The sequence below is a fragment of the Phenylobacterium sp. genome, assembly GCF_004799515.1.
In the GTDB taxonomy this organism is placed as follows: Bacteria; Pseudomonadota; Alphaproteobacteria; order Caulobacterales; family Caulobacteraceae; genus Phenylobacterium.
In genome coordinates, this window is record NZ_SSMX01000026.1 from 15,112 (window position 1) to 31,842 (window position 16,731).

12 protein-coding genes are annotated in these 16,731 nt (G+C 69.4%); 5 read left to right on the forward strand and 7 right to left on the reverse strand.

All coding sequences use genetic code 11. The annotated features are described in order from the left end of the window. Positions 1 to 175 precede the first annotated feature (175 nt). Positions 176 to 2,236 (forward strand): PQQ-binding-like beta-propeller repeat protein, encoded by a 2,061-nt coding sequence (locus tag E8A49_RS09635; protein ID WP_293379744.1) that lies wholly within the window; start codon positions 176 to 178, stop codon positions 2,234 to 2,236. Here the strand turns inward: E8A49_RS09635 and E8A49_RS09640 are convergent. The 5 genes from E8A49_RS09640 to E8A49_RS09660 all read right to left on the reverse strand — a co-directional run bounded on the left by E8A49_RS09640 (position 2,233) and on the right by E8A49_RS09660 (position 8,863). After that, positions 2,233 to 3,372: a hybrid sensor histidine kinase/response regulator gene (locus E8A49_RS09640; protein WP_293379747.1), complete on the reverse strand. Its 1,140-nt coding sequence runs from the start codon at positions 3,370 to 3,372 to the stop codon at positions 2,233 to 2,235. The genes E8A49_RS09635 and E8A49_RS09640 overlap by 4 nt on opposite strands. Beyond that, on the reverse strand, positions 3,369 to 3,944 hold the full coding sequence (locus E8A49_RS09645; protein ID WP_293379750.1) for a chemotaxis protein CheB: 576 nt from the start codon (positions 3,942 to 3,944) through the stop codon (positions 3,369 to 3,371). The genes E8A49_RS09640 and E8A49_RS09645 overlap by 4 nt, the downstream gene beginning before the upstream one ends. Beyond that, positions 3,941 to 4,765, reverse strand: a complete 825-nt coding sequence (locus tag E8A49_RS09650; protein ID WP_293379753.1) for a CheR family methyltransferase — start codon at positions 4,763 to 4,765, stop codon at positions 3,941 to 3,943. Before E8A49_RS09650 ends, E8A49_RS09645 begins: the two co-directional genes overlap by 4 nt. 9 nt (positions 4,766 to 4,774) lie before the next feature. Further along, positions 4,775 to 8,203: a response regulator gene (locus E8A49_RS09655; protein WP_293379756.1), complete on the reverse strand. Its 3,429-nt coding sequence runs from the start codon at positions 8,201 to 8,203 to the stop codon at positions 4,775 to 4,777. 306 nt (positions 8,204 to 8,509) lie between these two features. Next, entirely contained in the window at positions 8,510 to 8,863 is a 354-nt protein-coding gene (locus tag E8A49_RS09660; protein ID WP_293379759.1) for a hypothetical protein, read from the reverse strand. Positions 8,864 to 9,292: 429 nt separating this feature from the next. Between E8A49_RS09660 and E8A49_RS09665 the strand changes: the two genes are divergently transcribed. Both E8A49_RS09665 and E8A49_RS09670 read left to right on the forward strand, forming a co-directional pair. Beyond that, complete coding sequence (locus E8A49_RS09665; protein ID WP_293379762.1) at positions 9,293 to 9,625, forward strand: helix-turn-helix transcriptional regulator; 333 nt, start codon at positions 9,293 to 9,295, stop codon at positions 9,623 to 9,625. Then, positions 9,622 to 10,887: a hypothetical protein gene (locus tag E8A49_RS09670; RefSeq protein ID WP_293379765.1), complete on the forward strand. Its 1,266-nt coding sequence runs from the start codon at positions 9,622 to 9,624 to the stop codon at positions 10,885 to 10,887. Before E8A49_RS09665 ends, E8A49_RS09670 begins: the two co-directional genes overlap by 4 nt. 17 nt (positions 10,888 to 10,904) lie before the next feature. Here the strand turns inward: E8A49_RS09670 and E8A49_RS09675 are convergent, their stop codons facing one another. Together E8A49_RS09675 and E8A49_RS09680 are read right to left on the reverse strand one after the other, a co-directional pair. Continuing rightward, complete coding sequence (locus tag E8A49_RS09675) at positions 10,905 to 11,951, reverse strand: serine hydrolase (RefSeq protein ID WP_293379768.1); 1,047 nt, start codon at positions 11,949 to 11,951, stop codon at positions 10,905 to 10,907. A gap of 44 nt (positions 11,952 to 11,995) precedes the next feature. Continuing rightward, a complete protein-coding gene (locus tag E8A49_RS09680; RefSeq protein ID WP_293379771.1) occupies positions 11,996 to 12,754 on the reverse strand; it encodes a GntR family transcriptional regulator in 759 nt (252 codons plus the stop codon). A gap of 231 nt (positions 12,755 to 12,985) precedes the next feature. Here E8A49_RS09680 and E8A49_RS09685 point away from each other — a divergent pair, with 231 nt between their 5' ends. Together E8A49_RS09685 and E8A49_RS09690 are read left to right on the forward strand one after the other, a co-directional pair. Further along, positions 12,986 to 15,355 (forward strand): TonB-dependent receptor plug domain-containing protein, encoded by a 2,370-nt coding sequence (locus E8A49_RS09685; RefSeq protein ID WP_293379774.1) that lies wholly within the window; start codon positions 12,986 to 12,988, stop codon positions 15,353 to 15,355. 27 nt (positions 15,356 to 15,382) lie between these two features. Then, positions 15,383 to 16,699 (forward strand): M28 family peptidase, encoded by a 1,317-nt coding sequence (locus E8A49_RS09690; RefSeq protein ID WP_293379777.1) that lies wholly within the window; start codon positions 15,383 to 15,385, stop codon positions 16,697 to 16,699. The last annotated feature ends 32 nt before the right edge of the window (positions 16,700 to 16,731 follow it).

Consider the following 16,731-nt stretch of genomic DNA (forward strand, 5'->3'; position numbering starts at 1 on the left):
GCGCGTCGTCTTCGGTCGGCATGACCCAAACTCCCGGGGCGCGGAGACCCGCCGCGAGGGGCGAGGCTCTGCGGAAGCTTTGAAATAGGGCTTCAACATTTCGCTGTTCGGTTAGCTCGATAGAGCGACGCCGCGCCATGCACGCGGGTCCAAGGACCACCAGGGGGAGCGAGACATGAAACTGCGCAACGCGGCGGCTGCGGGCGTGGCCGCCCTTGTGCTCGCCGTCGGGATGGCGGGCGTTTCCCTGTCCCAGCCGGCGGGAGATGGCGGCCCGCCCGATGGCGGGGCGCTGTTCGCGGCGCGCTGCAAGGGTTGCCACGAGCCGCCGATCGCCCGCGCGCCCAGCCGCGAGCAGCTGCATGGCCGCAGCAACCAGGAGATCGTCGACGCCCTGACGAGCGGCGTCATGCAGCCGATGGCCGCCGGCATGACCCCGGCCCAGATCTTCGCCATCACCACCTTCATCACCGGCCATGCCGCGACGGACGGTCCGCGGCTGTCCACGACCGCGTCTCCGCCAGCCGATGTCGCGCCCGACGCCGCCGCGGCCGCCGTGCTCGGCAAGGTCCGCCCGATCTCGGGCGCCATGCTGCAGGCCCCCGCGCCCGGCGACTGGCTGCAGTGGGGCCGCACCTACGACGGGCAGAACTTCAGCCCGCTCACCCATATCGACCGCGCCAGTGTGAGGGCCCTGGCCCCGGCCTGGCGGCGGCCCATCCAAGGCGGCCCCAGCATGCCGACGCCGCTGGTCCACGACGGGGTGATGTTCCTGCAGACCAGTCCGGACACGGTGCTGGCGCTGGACGCCGCGAGCGGCACGGTCCTGTGGCGGCGCTCCTATGCGACCACCAGCCCCTCCAACCAGAAGATGGGGCTCTCCCTGTCCGGCGGGCGGGTCTATGTGCCCACCTCCGACCTGCACGTGATCGCGCTGGACGCGCGGACCGGCCGGCAGGTCTGGGACCACCGCATCGAGCTCAGCCCGCCGGCCACCGACCGCAAGGACTTCGTCCTGCGCAGCGCGCCCCTGATCGTCGGCGACAAGGTGATCCAGGGCGTCACCGCCAGCGGCGCGCCGGGCGGCGGCTACATCGTGGGCCTCGACATCGCCACGGGCCGCGAACTCTGGCGGTTCCACACCATCGCCCAGCCGGGCGAGCCGGGCGGGAACAGCTGGAACGGCCTGCCGCTGAACAAGCGCAGCGGCGCCTCGGTCTGGCACCAGGGCACCTACGACCGCGACCTAAACCTCGTCTACTACGGCGTCGGCCAGACCTACGACACCGGCCCGCTGCTGAAGCCGTCGGGCGTCGCCGGCACGACGCAGGACGCGCTCTACACCGACAGCACCCTCGCCCTGAACCCCGACACCGGGAAGCTGGTCTGGCACTTCCAGCACCTGCCCAACGACCAGTGGGACCTGGACTGGGTGTTCGAGCGCCAGCTGGCGACCCTCAACGTCGACGGGCGGCCCCGCCGGGTGGTGATGAACATCGGCAAGATGGGCATCCTCGAGGCGTTGGACGCCAAGACGGGCGCCTATCTGTTCTCGATCGACCCGGGCACGCAGAACGTCATCTCCGCCATCGACCCAAAGACCGGGGTCAAGATGATCGATCCGCAGAAGTGGCCGGATCCGGCGCGGCCGACGGTGATCTGCCCGGGGCCGTCCGGCGCCCGGTCCTGGCCGCCGACGACCCTCAACCCGCACACCGACCTGCTCTACGTGCCGCTGACCCAGTGGTGCATGCAGTTCGGGAAGCCGTCCGGCCCCGGCTTTCAGCTCCTGAGCTCCGGCGTCGGCCTGAGCAACGCCGACCATCCGGACGCCGCGGCGAGCGGCAAGATGGGCCGCCTGCAGGCCATGGACCTGAAGGGCCGCAAGCTCGGCTGGCGCCAGGACCTGGTCGCGCCGATCTCCACCTCGGTGCTGGCCACGGCCGGCGGCGTGTTGTTCGCCGGCGATCTCGACCCGGCGCTGAGCGCCTTCGATGACCGCGACGGCAAGGTGCTGTGGCGCGCCCCGCTCGACAACTATCCGAGCTCCAGCGTCATCACCTACAGCGTCGGCCAGACGCAGTACGTCGCCGTGGTCGTGGGCATGCGCAACAATCATATCAACGACCTGTCACGGCGCTACCAGGCCTTCAGGCGCGCCCGCGGCGCGGCCGTCGCGGCGCCGAAGGGCGAACCCGCCGTGGTGGTCTTCTCGCTGGGGAACCGAGCCGGTTAAGGGATTACGGGCAGGCGGACCTGGAAGCTGCTGCCGAGGTCCGGTCCGCTGCTCTGCAGGGAGATGCTCCCGCCGTGGAGCTCGACCAGCTGTTTGACGAGCGCCAGGCCGATTCCCAAGCCTTCCTGCGCCCGGGTGGCCGAGTTCTTCACCTGGGCGAAGAGCTCGAAGATCTTCGACTGCATCTCGTCGGGGATGCCGATCCCGTTGTCGGTGACCTCGATATGGACGAAGCCGTCGACGACCTGCGCGGCCAGCCGGATCTGGCCGCCGGGCGGGGTGTATTTCGCGGCGTTGTTGAGCAGGTTGCTGACCACCTGGGCGACGCGGGTGGGATCGGCGTCAAGCCAGACGGGATCGGCCGTGATGTCGCTCGTCAACGTGTGCCGGTTGGCGTCGATCTGAGGGCGGCTGGCCTCGATAGCCAGCTCCAGGGTCGCCTGCAGCGCGACCCTCTCCTTGCGTAACGCGATCTTTCCCTGATCGATCCGGGAGATGTCGAGGAGGTCCTCGACCAGCCGCGTCAGATGCGAGACCTGCCGGTCCATCTGCGCGCGGATTTCCAGGGCTTTCTCGGGGTCGTCGTGCTTCTTCAGGAAATAGAGGCCGGCCCCCAGCGCCATGACCGGATTGCGCAGCTCGTGGCCGAGCACAGCGAGGAATTCGTTCTTGTGGCGGTCGACGGTCTTCAACGCGTCCGCGTAGGCCGCCAGTTCGTCGCGCTGCGCCAAGATCTGCCGGTGCTGCTTGTGGAGATCGAAGAAGACGTTGGCCTTGCTCTTGAGGATATCCCCCTCGATCGGCTTCTGGATGAAGTCGACGGCGCCGGCTTCGTAGCCGCGGAACCGGCGCTGGAGGGTGGCGACGCCCGCCGTCAGGAAGATGATCGGGATGTGCCGCGACCGCTCGGCGCCGCGCATGAACTCCGCGAGCTGGAAGCCGTCCATGCCTGGCATCTGTACGTCGAGCAGGGCCAGCGCGATGTCATGCACCAAGAGCAGCTCAAGGGCCTCTTCGCCGGAGCGGGCCTTGAGGCAGGCGAGCCCCTCGCGCTGAAGCAGGGCTTCGAGCGCCAGCAGGTTCTCCTCAAGGTCGTCGACGAGCAGGAAGTTGATCGGGTCGTCCGCGGGCATCATGCGGCTCCCAGTTGCAGCAGGTAGGACGTCATGGTCTCGAGGGTCATCACCTTGGCCTTGGGGCACGCCTGAAGCGCGGCGGCGGGCATGGTCGCGGCATAGGCGCTGGCGGGATCTTCCACCACGGCCTGGCCGCCCGCGTCCGCGATCGCCCTCAGGCCGCGGGCGCCGTCGTCGTTGGCGCCGGTCAGGACGACGCCGACCAAGGCGGGCCCGAAGGCATCCGCGGCGCTTTCCAGCAGGACATCGATAGAAGGACGCGAGAGGTTCACCAGTTCATCCGAGGAAAGCGACAGCGACCCGTCCGCCTCGACGAGCAGGTGATAATCCGAGGGCGCGAAATAGACCACGCCGGGGCGCACCGGCTCCTTGTCCTCGGCCTCCTTCACCGCGACCCGGCACTTGCCGCCGAGCAGCGGGACGAGGGCGTTCTCGCGGTCGGGCGGGACATGCACCACCACCAGCACGGACAGAGGATAGGTCGCGGGCAGGGCGGGCAGGATCTGCAACAGCGCCTGCACGCCGCCCGCCGAGGCGCCGATCGCCACCGCCTTGATCGGCCCGGCGGTCACGACTCCCGCCTCTGGTAGATCTTCTCCTCGCGGACAAAGTCGGAGAAGGCGGCCGCATGGCTAGAGAAGCGCAGGTTCTCCTTGGACCCGAGGCCCAGGAAGCCCTTGCGGGCGAGGGAGTCCCGGAAGAGGCCGATCGCCCGGTCCTGCAGCGCGCGGTCGAAATAGATCAGCACGTTGCGGCACGAGATCAGGTGCATCTCGGCGAACACCGCGTCGGTCACCAGGCTGTGGTCGGAGAAGACCACGCGGCTGCGCAGCGTCTTGTCGAAAGCCGCCCGGCCGTAGTCGGCGGTGTAGTACTCCGAGAGCGAGGACTTGCCGCCGGACTTCTGGTGGTTCTGGGTGAACTTGCGGACCTGGTCGAGCGGATAGACCCCCGCCTCGGCCGCCTGCAACGCCGACGGGTTGATGTCGGTGGCGTAGAACAGGGTGCGCTGGTCGAGGCCTTCTTCGCGGAACAGGATCGCCAGCGAGTAGAGCTCCTCGCCATTGCTGCAGCCGGCGACCCAGACCTTGAGCGACGGATAGGTCCGCAGGTGCGGCAACACCTGTTCGCGCAAGGCCCGGAAATAGGACGGATCGCGGAACATCTCGCTCACCTGGACGGTGAGGAAGTCCAGCAGGCGCGGCAGCAAGGCGGGATCGTGCAGCAACCCGGCCTGCATCATCGAGACGCTGTCGAACCCGAGCCGGTCGCGGGCGAGCAGCAGGCGCCGCTTGGTCGACGCCCGGGCGTAGCGCCGAAAGTCGTAGTGGTAGCGCTGGTAGAGCGCCTCCAGCAGCAGCTGGATCTCCAGGTCTTCAACGCCGTCGCGCACTGAGCCCCCTCATCGCGGCATCCAGACCCGGACGAGGGAGAGGAGCTTGTCGACGTCGATGGGCTTGGCCATGTAGTCGTTCGCGCCGGCCTCGAGGCAGCGCTCCTGATCGTCGGGCATCGCCTTGGCGGTCAGCATGACCACAGGCAGGTCCGCCCACCGGGGCTGGCCGCGGATTTGCCGGGTCGCCTCCAGACCGTCCATCACCGGCATCATCACGTCCATCAGCACCAGGTCGATGCGCTGCGACGGAGCCTCCGTCGACCGGTCGAGCGCCTCGAGCGCTTCGCGGCCGTTGCGTGCGATCTGGACGACGGCGCCCCTCGGTTCGAAAACGCTCGTCAGCGAGTAGACGTTGCGCACGTCGTCTTCGACCACGAGGATCCGGCGCCCTTCGAGGACGGCGTCGCGGTTGCGCGCCTGCTGGATCATCTTCTGCTGTTCGGGCGGCAGCTCGCCCACCACCTGGTGCAGGAAGAGGGAGACCTCGTCCAACAGGCGCTCAGGCGACTTCGCGCCCTTGATGATGATCGAATGGGAATACCGCCGCAGCCGCTGCTCGTCGTCGGGCGACAGGTCGTGGCCGGTGTAGACGATGACCGGGGGGAAGGCGTGATCGCCCTGGCTCAGGGTCTCGAGCAGGGCGTAGCCGGAGGCGTCGGGCAGCGAAAGGTCGAGCACCATGCAGTCGAAGGTCTGCTCGTGGAGCTTCTGGAGGCACTCCGCGGCGGTGCCCACGCCCACGGTCTCGACATCGCGCGAGCTCAGGAGCTTGCCCACCGCTTCGCGCTGGACCTTGTCGTCCTCGACGATCAGCACGCGGCGCATGGTCTGGGTCAGCCGGGATTCGAAGGCCTGCAGGACCTCGGCCAGGTCCTCCCGCTTCACAGGCTTCACCAGGTAGCCCACCGCGCCCAGAGCGAGCGCGGTCTGGCTGTGGTCGGCGCCCGAGACGACGTGTATCGGGATGTGGCGGGTCGCGTCGTCGCGCTTCAGCCGATCGAGGACGGTAAGGCCGGACTGGTCGGGCAGGCCCACGTCGAGGACAATGGCGCTGGGCCTGAACTCCTTCGCGAGGCTGAGCGCCTCTTCCGCCGTCCCGGCGACGATGCACTGGAAGCCCATCTCGTGCGACAGGTCGCGGACGATGGCGGCGAACTTGTCGTCGTCCTCAATGACCAGGAGCAGACGCCTCGCGTCGTTGAGGGCGTCCCGATCGTCCTCAGGCCTCGCCCGCGCCGCCGACCGCTTCGGCCGCGCCGGGGCGGCGGCGGGCGGCGCCGCGGACCCGACCGGCTCGCGGAGTTCGCGCGGCGCGATCCGGGTGGCGTCGTAGGCGCGTGGGATCGTCAGGGTGAAGGTGCTGCCTTTGCCGAGCTTGCTCTCGAGGGTGATCTCGCCACCCAGCAGCCGGGCCAGCTCGCGGGAGATCGACAGGCCTAGGCCCGTGCCGCCGTACCGCCGGCTGATGGTGCCGTCGGCCTGGCGGAACGCCTCGAAGATGCTCTCCTGCTGCTCCGCGGAGATGCCGATGCCACTGTCCGTCACGGCGAGCGCGATGCGGTCTTCGCCCGCCGGGGCGAGGGCCAGCCGGACGCTGCCCGCTTCGGTGAACTTGAAGGCGTTGGAGAGAAGGTTCTTGAGGATTTGCTCCAGCCGCAGCCGGTCGGTGTCGATCGCCGCGGGCGCGTCCTTGGCGACGGTGATCTCGAAATCGAGTTTCCGCTCCTCCGCCACCGGCGCGAAGAGCTGGCGGATGTCGCTCGTCAGCCGCTGTAGCGGGATCTGTTCCGGCTGAACCTGCAGATGGCCGGCCTCGATCTTCGACAGGTCGAGGATGTCGTTGATCAGGGTGAGGAGGTCGTTGCCCGACGACTGGATGGTCCGGGCGTACCTCACCTGCTCGTCCGACAGCCCGCCCTCGGGATTGTCGGCGAGGAGTTTGGACAGGATCAGCAGCGAGTTGAGCGGCGTGCGCAGCTCGTGGGACATGTTGGCCAGGAAGTCCGACTTGTACTGGCTGGCCTGCTCGAGCTCGCGGGCCTTCAGCTGCACCGCCGCCGTGGTCCGCTCGAGCTCGTCGCGCTGGGTCTCCAGCGTCTGGGCCTGTTCCTCCAGCTGGCTGTTGGTCTGCTCCAGCTCGACCTGCTGCTGTTCGAGCCGCACCTGCGACTCCTTCAGCGCCTTGCCCTGCTCCTCCAGCTCTTCGTTGGAGACGCGCAACTCCTCGCTCTGCACCTGCAGCTCCTCGGCCTGGCGCTGGGTTTCCTCCAGAGTGTCCTGCAGCTGGGTCCGGAACCGCGCCGTCCGCAGGGCGATGCCGATCGCCGCCGACGACTGGTCGAGCAGATCGAGGAGGCGGTCGTCGACCGGGTGGAGGAAGCCCAGTTCGATCACGCCATTGACCACCTCGTCGGCTCGGGCGGGGACGATGACCAGATGCTTCGGCGCGTCCTGGCCCAGGGCCGATCCGATGGTCAGGTAGCCCTTCGGCACATCCGGAATGATCATCGAGCGCCCCTCGGCGGCGACCTGGCCCAGCAGGCCTTCCCTCAGCGCGAACTGCCGCGGGATCTCGGCGTCGGCCGGAACCCCGAGCGTCGCCGCCCGGCTGTAGTGGTTCGCTTCCGCATGGAACAGGGCGCCGGCCTGGGAGCCTAGGTAGCGGGCGAGGAACGCCAGGATGCTCTCGGCCAGTTGCTCCACGGACTTGTCGCCCATCATGGCCTCGGCGAGCCCGACCTGACCGGCCTGGAGCCACTGCTGGCGGGCGCGGGCGGCGGCGTTGCGGCGGATCAGGATGAGCACGATGATCGTCACGCCCGCGCCCAGCAGCCCGGCCAGGACGCCGCTGCTTTGCGCGCTCTTGAAGGCGGCCGACATCTCCGCGAGACGGATTTCCCGTAGCCGCACCTCTTCCTGGCGCATGACGTCGGCCTGGGTGCGGATGGCGTCCATCTCGACCTTGCCGCGGTCGGTGGTCACCAAGGCGAGCGCCGCGTCGATGCCCTTGGTCTTGCGAAGGTCAATCGTCTCGCGCAGCTCCGCAAGCTTGGCGTCCACGTGCCGCCGAAGCTGGGCCAGGTTGGCTTGCTGCGTCCGGTTGTCCTGTGTCAGCGACCCTACGGTGTCGAGGCGGGAGACCATGTCCGCGACGGCGCGGTCATAGGGCTCGAGGTATTTCTCGTTTCCTGTGAGCAGGTAGCCGCGCTGGCCGGTCTCGGCGTCCTGGGCGGTGGATAGGAGGTCATCCAGGGCGGAGAGCACTTGGTGCGAATGCAGCACCAGCTGGCTGTCGGCGCGCAAGGTCTGGATGTTCAGGTAGGCGACGGCGCCGCTGATCAGGAAGAAGGCGATGACCGCCGCGAGCCCGAAGGCCGTCCCGAGCTGCAGGCCAGACCTAATTCCGCGGGACGCGCGAGCCTGAATCTTCGGCATGACGGACTCTAACGAAGGGTTGTCGGTTTCCGCCTCGCGGCGGCGCGGTCGGGGGGATATGCGGCGAAGCGCGACCCAAGGATCGAGGACCGCGCCGCGCGCAGCAAGCCCTTTGGCGGCAAGCCTCTTATCCCCTCGACGGTGGTCCGCCGCGGGCAGCCAACAACAGGTTCGCGCAACACCCCACGCCTCCGCATCCCAGCGAGTAAGTGCTTTAAGGCGAAGGTTGTTCCATACCGGCGTTACCCCTCGAAGGGTGCGATTGCGCCTAGGAGATCTGGGCGCGCGCCTCGGTCGTCGCGCCGTCTAGACCCATGCCGATCTGGAGGACTGGATGACCATGCGAACCCGCCTGGAACGCGACAGGCCGTGGTCGGCGTCAGGGGCGCGGGGCGCCCTCCGAACATCGGCGAACCGCGCCGGCCTGCGCCGCGTCAGGACCCCTGCGGCCCCAAGCGGAATGGCCAGCGCCAGTGGCGTGGACCAGATCAGCTCCGGCCGAAACGCCAGCAGGGCCAAGGCCGATCCGAGCGAGACGGCTTCGATGACGGCGACGCCGCGGCGGCCGGGCAGGCCATAAGGCCGCGCCGATACCCTCCAGCCGTTCGCGAGTCCCAGGATCGCGGTGAGTACGCCCGACGCCAGCGCCAAGTCGTCCATGTCTGGCCCTCAGTCCGCCAAGGCGCCGGCAGGTCGGCCCGACCGGGCGGTGAGGGAAGGGTGGTCGCGCGCGCCGGCTGGCGTCCCTTGGGGCGTCGCTGGGGAGGACGGGACGACGAGCCCGGCGCGCGCGACCCTCGCGGCGCGGCCCAGGGGGGAACGGCCGGCGGCGAGGAGGGTAATGCGAGGCGGCGCCGCCGGACGGGAGACGCTTCGAACCGTGACGAGAAGCCGATGCCGCATCGCAAACCTTCATAGGGGGTAGTTTCATTCTTACTATACATACGAGCTGCTCTGAAACAAGCGGCGAAGCGGGACGCGCTACGGCGACTCGGCCCCGCCCACCTAACAGTGATTCAGACTTGCATTTTGAGGCGTGACATAATTACTGGATATGCAGCCCGCGAACCGTCAGCTCAGGGACCGACGATGCCTAGACCTGCCGTGGACCCCGTCCGGGCTGCTGCGACCCAGAGGCTGCGCCGCGCGGCGGGACGCTGGCTGAAGGCGGCCCGAGAGGCGAGGGGGCTTACTCAAGCCGAGCTCGCCGCCATCCTGGGCCTGCGCTACTACACCTTCGTGAGCCAGGTGGAGAGCGGCGTGGGCCGCGTGCCGATCGAGAGCCAGGGCGACTGGGCGGCGGCCCTCGGCCTGGACGCGGCAGACTTCGCCGGGACCCTCCTGCGATATTACGAGCCGGAACTGCACCGCCTGCTGTTCGGCGAGACTCCGGACCCCGTGGAGTCTAAGGCCTCGGCATGAGTGCGTTGCTCGGGGACAATGTCGTACCCCTCAGGTCACGAGCCCCCGCCGGCGATTGGACGCCAAGCGAGCGCGCGCGCCTCTCGGAGCTGATCGACCGCCTGTCGGCCCAGGGCGCGCACGTCGACGTCGCCTACGGCGTCTCCGACGCCAACGACCCTTGGTGCGTCATCAGCGACGACGCTGGGAACATCCTGTTCCACATCGCCCGGATCGCCGGCCGTGTGGTGGTGCACGACACCTCCGACGACGCCGTGCGGTCCGAGGACTCCCTCTGGGGCGCGTTCGATCACCTCCTCGGGTCCAGCTGGCGCGCAGGCCGGGAGGTGGACAACGTCATCCCGCTGTCCCAGGCGCAGTCGTTGTTGGCGCTGGCCGTCGCGGTCATGTTCACGACCGACCTGAAGGCCCAGCATCTGCCGGCGGATATCACGGGCTCCGAGGCGGCGAAGCACGACGACACGGCGCCATCCGTGACGGACCCGTCGATCGTGACCGACCTGGCCGCCGCCGGTCGCCATGTCGCTGGGGGCGTCGACGCCGCGCCTGAGGGGCATGGCCCGGCCTCCGTCACCGCGGATAGCCGTGACGGCCTGCCGACCAAGGCTGCTCGGCTCGACCCAACGGATCAGTCCTTGGCGCGGACGACGTCGAACGCGGCGGGAACGGCCGCGCCGTCATCCGCGCACCCGGCGTCCGCGGGCGCCGGACCCGCGCCGCACGCAGGCGACACGGGCGAAAAGCTTCTGGCTGGCGGGTCCCCCGGGAAGGTCGACGTCATCGAGGGCGGTCCTGGCGACGACCGGATCTTTCTGGGCGACCACGTGGTCGCTGTCGGCGGGGCGGGCCACAACACCTTCGTGGTCGCCGGCGCCAAGGTGGCCGTTGCCGGAGCGCCGCCAGAGTCCGACGGCGTCGTCCTCGACTTCACCAATCTGGACCACTTCGAATTTCCAACGGGGTCCAATGCGACGATCGTCAGCGTCACGCCGACGACGGATGTCCTGGCCGGCCTGCATGACCTGGCCGGGCTCCAGGGATTGGCGACAACTCCGGGCGTGCAGATGACCGTCGACCTCAACGGTGACGGCCGGGCGGACATCGTCGTCCTCGTCGCCGGCCCAGGCGTGGCGGGCCTCACGCCGGGACCCGCCGCGCACCCGGCGGCCGCGGCCTCGACGGAATCGCACGCGTGGCCGCTTGAGCCCGAGCTCAGCTCGCTGAGCCACCTGCCGCCGCCGGGGCAGATCCTTCTCGGCTGAGGCTTCGCGTCGAAGACCTAGGCCACCGCCTTCATCAGGCGCAGCCAGAGCTGCTGGTCGAAGTCCGTGTCGGGGGTGGCCGCGCCCATCCGCACGACGATCAGCTTCTGGCTGGGGACGACGTAGAGCTTACGGTCCAGGGCGCCCAGGGCGGCCACAAGGTCGGCGGGCGCTGCGGGGATCAGCGGGCCGTCGACGCGTCGGGCGAGCGGCCTGATCGTGAAGGGGCTGCCGTTCAGCCACCAGAACCGCCCATAGGCGGGGTTGGTCGCCGAGCGGGCGAACATGGCCCGCATCCCGGCCTCGGAGGCGATGCGCTTGCCGTCGGCGGCCAAGCCGCCGTCCAGCACGATCTGGCCCAGCTTGGCGGTGTCGCGCGGGCTGGTGACCAGGCCCGTGGGGTTGTCCGCCGCTGCGAAGGCTGGCGTCTGCGGGCGCTTGCGCCAGGCGGTGTTGGTCATGCCCGCCGGCCCAGTCAGCCAGTCGTGGGTGATGGTCTCCAACGGCTGCTTGGCGGCGGCGGCCAGGACCTTCTTGGTGATGGCGTAGACCGGGGTGTTGTAGAGGAAGACCGTTCCGGGCGGGGCGGCGTAAGCGAAGCCCTCGGTCAGGCCCGAGCTCATGGTCATCACGTCGATGACCCGGATCTTTTTCTCCTGGTCGGGCCCGGCCTTCGACCAGCCCGCGCCGATGTAGTCGGAGACCGGCCGGGCGACATCCAGCAGGCCCTTGTCGACCGCCACGGCCGCCATCACCGAGACAAAGCTCTTCTGTTGCGAGGCGACGTCTTCCAGGAGGGCGCCCTCCGGCGTGGTCTCATAGGCGAAGAACCTAAACTGGGCGTCACCGGCCGGCGCGGGCCAGTTCTTTTCGACCACCGTCTTGCGGTCGCGGATGATCAGGAAGCCTGTGGTCTTCTGCCCACGGACATAGTCGAGCACCGCCTCCATGGCTGGCGAGGCGGTGGGCCGGGCGAGGGCCGAGAACGGGGCGGCGAGGGCGCCTGCAGCCGCCGCGCCGGCGGCTCCGGCGACGATGGTTCGGCGGGACGGGTGAACGCGCATCTGGGCCTCCTGGTCTCGTTCTTGTTCTGGGTTTTTGGGCCGCCCTATCCCGCGGCGGCCTTGCGGCGGCGGGCGGCCGGCGGCTTGGCCGGCTCCTTCATGCCGAGCCCGCGGGACAGCATCAGGCGGCTGACCTCGGTCTGCATGTAGTAGAGGATGTTGCGCGCGCCCTCGGCGGCGCGGGCGGGGTCGCGGGCGGCGAGGCCTGCGCGCATGACCCGCCAGTGGTCGAAAGGCCCGGGCGGGCTGAGCGCCAGGCCCTTGTAGGAGATGTGCCAGCGGGTCTTGCGCCGGACCGCGGCGATCGCCGCCTGCGCGTCGGCGCTCGCCGTACCCGCCATCAGCCTGAAGATCACCTCGCTCTGGCGGATGAGTTCCTCGGCGGTCTCGCCGGACTCACTGGCGGCCAGGAGGGTGTCAGACTTCTCCAGGATCTCGGCCATCAGGGCCGCGGAGGCGCGGATGCAGGCGTACCGCGCCGCCACGCCGTAGAGGGCCGAGCGCAGTTCGTAGAGGTCGAACACCTCCTGCAGGGTGGTCACCGTGACGCTGGCGCCGCGGTTCGGTTCCAGGATCACCAGGCCGTCGTCCGCCAGGTTGCGCAAGGCGCGCCGCACGATCGAGCGGCCGACCTCGAACTCCGTGCAGAGACGCGGCTCGCGCATCCACTCGCCGGGTGTCCAGACACCGTCCTGGATCTGCCGGCGCAGCCGCTCGGTGACCTCCGCCGCGGTGGGGCCGGCCGCGCGGTCGTCGCCACGCCCGCGGCCCGGGCGGCGCGGCGGCTCCTCGGCATTCCCCATACGCAAATCCCCACCAGTCGGCGCCGCGGCGCGCGGGTGCGCGCGCCGTTCGACAGCCGGTCCGCCGACTATCCGTTCGGCCCGGATGCTGCGCAATCCGCGTCGTCAGGGCAAGAGGGATCGTCGCACGTCTTGATGTAAATCGTCGTACAATATGCTTGACGACGTCGTACGATCCGATGAAGCATGACCTCAAATAAGCAGCTTGAGCTGCCATAAAGGGAGGGTTTCATGCGTCATCTTTTCCGGTCAGCGGCCGTGTTCGCGCTCGCCGTCGCCAGCGCCGCCGTCGCCGTTCCCGCCCTGGCGCAGACCGCCAGCGGCGCGCCGAAGAGCGGGGCCGCCGCCGACACGTCCACGCCCGTCCTCGACGAGCTGGTGGTCACGGCCACCAAGCGCGAGGAGAGCCTTCGCGACATCCCGATGACCGTCTCGGCGGTGACCGCCAATCAGCTGACGGCGACCGGTCCGGTGGAGAGCACCGGCGACCTGTTGCGCACCATCCCGGGCGTCCGCTTCAACAACCTGCAGGCCCCGAACCTCAGCGAAATCTCGATCCGCGGCTCCGGCACCGAGCGGGCGACCGGCGCGGACTCGGGCGTCGGCCTGTTCGTCAACGGCGCCTATGCGGGCTCATCGACCCTGGGCGGCCGCAGCTTCAAGAACATCGACTTCTTCGACCTCGACCGCGTCGAGGTGCTGGAGGGGCCGCAGAGCGCCCTCTACGGCCGCAACGCCGAGTTCGGGGTGGTCAACATCGTCCTGGCCAAGCCGAAGTTCGAGGACTCCGGCTACGTCGACGAGACCTACACGGACAAGCTCGACCAGAACCGGCTCATCGCGGTGGGCAACTACGCCTTCAACGACGAGTTGGCGATCCGCCTGGGCGCGGAGGCGATCGGCCAGACCGGCGGTTTCTACCTCAACCCCGACGACAACAAGTACTACGACCAGACCAACGGCTGGCTGGGCCGCGGCCAAATCCGCTACAAGCACGGCCCGCTCGATGTGGACCTCCTGGTCGACGCCCAGGACCTGAAGCTGCCGACCTTCGTCAGCGGCCTGGCGATCGCGCCGGGTACGGTCACGGCGGTGCCGCTCGGCTACACCTCCAGCCGCTTCAGCGTGCCCAGCAACGGCATCAACGACACCGAGCAGCGGGTGCAGCGCGCCCAGCTGCTGACCGATCTGGACCTGGGCTGGGCGACCCTCACATCGACCACCATGCTGACCCATTCCACCTCGCTGCAGTGGTACGGCGCGGCGATCGACCTGGGCATCGAGGGGCAGCTGCAGAATCTGGGCGAGGCGGGCGTCTATCCGCTGTCGCAGGTCCACACCGGCGCCAAGGACCGGACCTATTACGAGGACCTGCACCTGGGAGGCACGACGCTCAACAGCAGCCTCGACTGGCTGGCCGGCATCGAGCTCATGGACCAGCACGACAGCAATCTGCTGACAGTCGCCACCTCGCCCTGCGCATTGACCGCCACCGCGAGCATCTGCGGCGGCACGCCGTCGGCGCCGGTGTGCTACGCGTTGACGCCGGCGGCCAAGCCCTGCCCGACGCCGTTCCCGGCGGCTTTCGGCACCGTCAGCTTCACGCCGGAGCGCTACAACTCCGAGGCCGCCTACGGCTCGCTCCGCTACAAGGTCGGCAAGTTCACACTCAGCGGCGAGCTGCGCTACACCAACGACCTGAAGAACGCGACGCAGTACCCCTCGGCGCTGTTCACCAACGTCCCCGGCAAGACCAGCGCCTTCAAGTTCGCCGCCGACAGGACCAACTACGCGGCGACCATCAGCTACAAGCTGCCGGGGCCGTGGGATGACATGCTCTACGTCAAAACCGGCACCGGCTACCGCGCCGGCGGCGTCAACAGCGGTACGTCCACGCCCGTGGCGCCGATCCCGTTCCGGCCGTCCTACGGCGACGAGGACACGACCAGCTACGAGGTTGGCTTCAAGGGCAACATCACCTCGCACATCTACGTCACCCTCGACGGCTATATGTCGGACACCCAGAACGCCATCACCGTCATCAACGATGGCTGTGCGGTGACCAACATCTGCGGCCAGGCCGCGACGATCTTCAACATCAACGGCGGCACCATCCACGCCAACGGCATCGAGGCGGCGATCAACGGCCACTTCGAGGTGGCCGGCGGTCCCTTGGACGTCAGCGTGAACGGCGCCAACCAGCATGCCCATTTCGTCGCCGTGGACGGGACATATGCGGGCCTGCCGATCGTGGGTTCCACGGTGGCGCAGATCCCCGAATGGACCAGCTCGGCGACGCTCGACTACAAGCACGCGATCACCGGCGCCGTAGATGGCTTCTTCCACGTGACCTACAACGGCCAGAGCGGCGGCGGGCAGGACACGGTGACCTCGGCCGCGCCCTTCATTCCCATGTCCAGCATCACCGACGTCAGCCTGCGCACCGGCGTCGACTACAAGAAGTTCGAGGTCGCGATCTTCGTCCAGAACCTGACCGATCAGACCTACAAGCTTCTGATCCTGCAGGCCGCCGGAGTGACCAACGCCGTCCGCTACAACCAGCCGCGGACGGTCGGCCTCAACGTAGTCTACCACTGGTAGGCGCAGGGCGGCAGGAAGGGCTTTCGCATGATCCCGTCGCGCCGTGGTCTTCTAGGGGGCGCAGGCCTGCTGGGCCTGGCCGCCGCCGGCCCGACCGCCGCCATGGCGGCGGCTGCGAGGGCCGGCGCGGCGGATCTGCAGGCGACGCTGGAGCGCTACTTCGCCTTCGGGTCGAAGGCTTCCGGCGGTCGTGGCGACGAGGCTTGCGGGGCCTGGCTGGAGGGCGAGCTGACCCGGGCGGGCTACGCCTGCCGCCGCCAGGCCTTCGAGATCCCGTTCTTCGAGGCGCGGCAGGCGACGCTGGCCTGCGGCGAGGTCCGGGCCTCGGTGATCCCGCAGGCTGTCGTCGCGCCGACCGGGCCGCAGGGCCTGAGCGCGCCGCTGCGCCTGGCGTCCTTGCCCGGGGACCTCACGGGTTCGATCGCCCTCGTCGTGCTGCCCTACAAGCGCTGGATCGCCCTGGCGGACCCGGAGGCTTCGCGGCCGCTGGCCCAGGCGATCGCCCGCGGCGCCGCCGGCGCGGTGCTGGTGACCACCGGGCCTACCGGCGAGGCGATCGCGCTGAACGTCTCCCCGCGCCAGCCGCCCCTGCAGAAGCCGGTGGCGGTCCTGGCGCCGAAGGACGCCGCGCCGTTCCTGGCCGCCGCCGCCGAGGGGCGGGCCGCGAGCTTGACCCTCGACGGCCGCGGCGGGCGGCGGTCGGCCTTCAACCTCATCGCCCACCTGGACCGCAAGGCGGCGAAGACGGTGGTCGTCTCCACGCCGCGCTCCGGCTGGTTCGGCTGCGCGGCCGAGCGCGGGTCGGGCCTGGCGGTCTGGCTTTGGCTCGCCCGCAGGCTTGCCCAGAAAACGGCTGGAGCCCCCCCTGACGCGAACCTGGAGTTCCTCGCCACCAGCGGCCACGAATATCAGTACTTCGGCGGCGAGGAATATCTGGCCCACGCTGCGCCGCCGCCCGCGGCGACTCGGCTGTGGGTCCACATCGGGGCGAGTGCGGCGGCCCGCGACTGGCACGAGCTGGGGCCCCGGCTGCTGCCCTTGCCCAGCGCCGACGCCCAGCGCGTCCTGACCGCCACGGCCGACCTCCTGCCGTCGACCCGCCAGGCCTTCCAGGGCATTCCCGGTCTCGAAGCGACCTATCTGGCGGACAAGGCCATGGCCGGCGGCGAGCTCACCAATGTCATGAACGCCGGCTACGGGACGGCGATCGGTCTCTATGGGGTGCATCGCTATTTCCACACGGCCGCCGACGACCTGCACTGCGTGTCCGGTGAGCTGGTCTGGCCGGTGGCCGCCGCCTTCGAAGCCGCCATCGCCGCCGCCCTGAAGCCGACGCCCCGCTGACCGTCCTCCCCTGGGCCGCCGCGCCGCCCCCT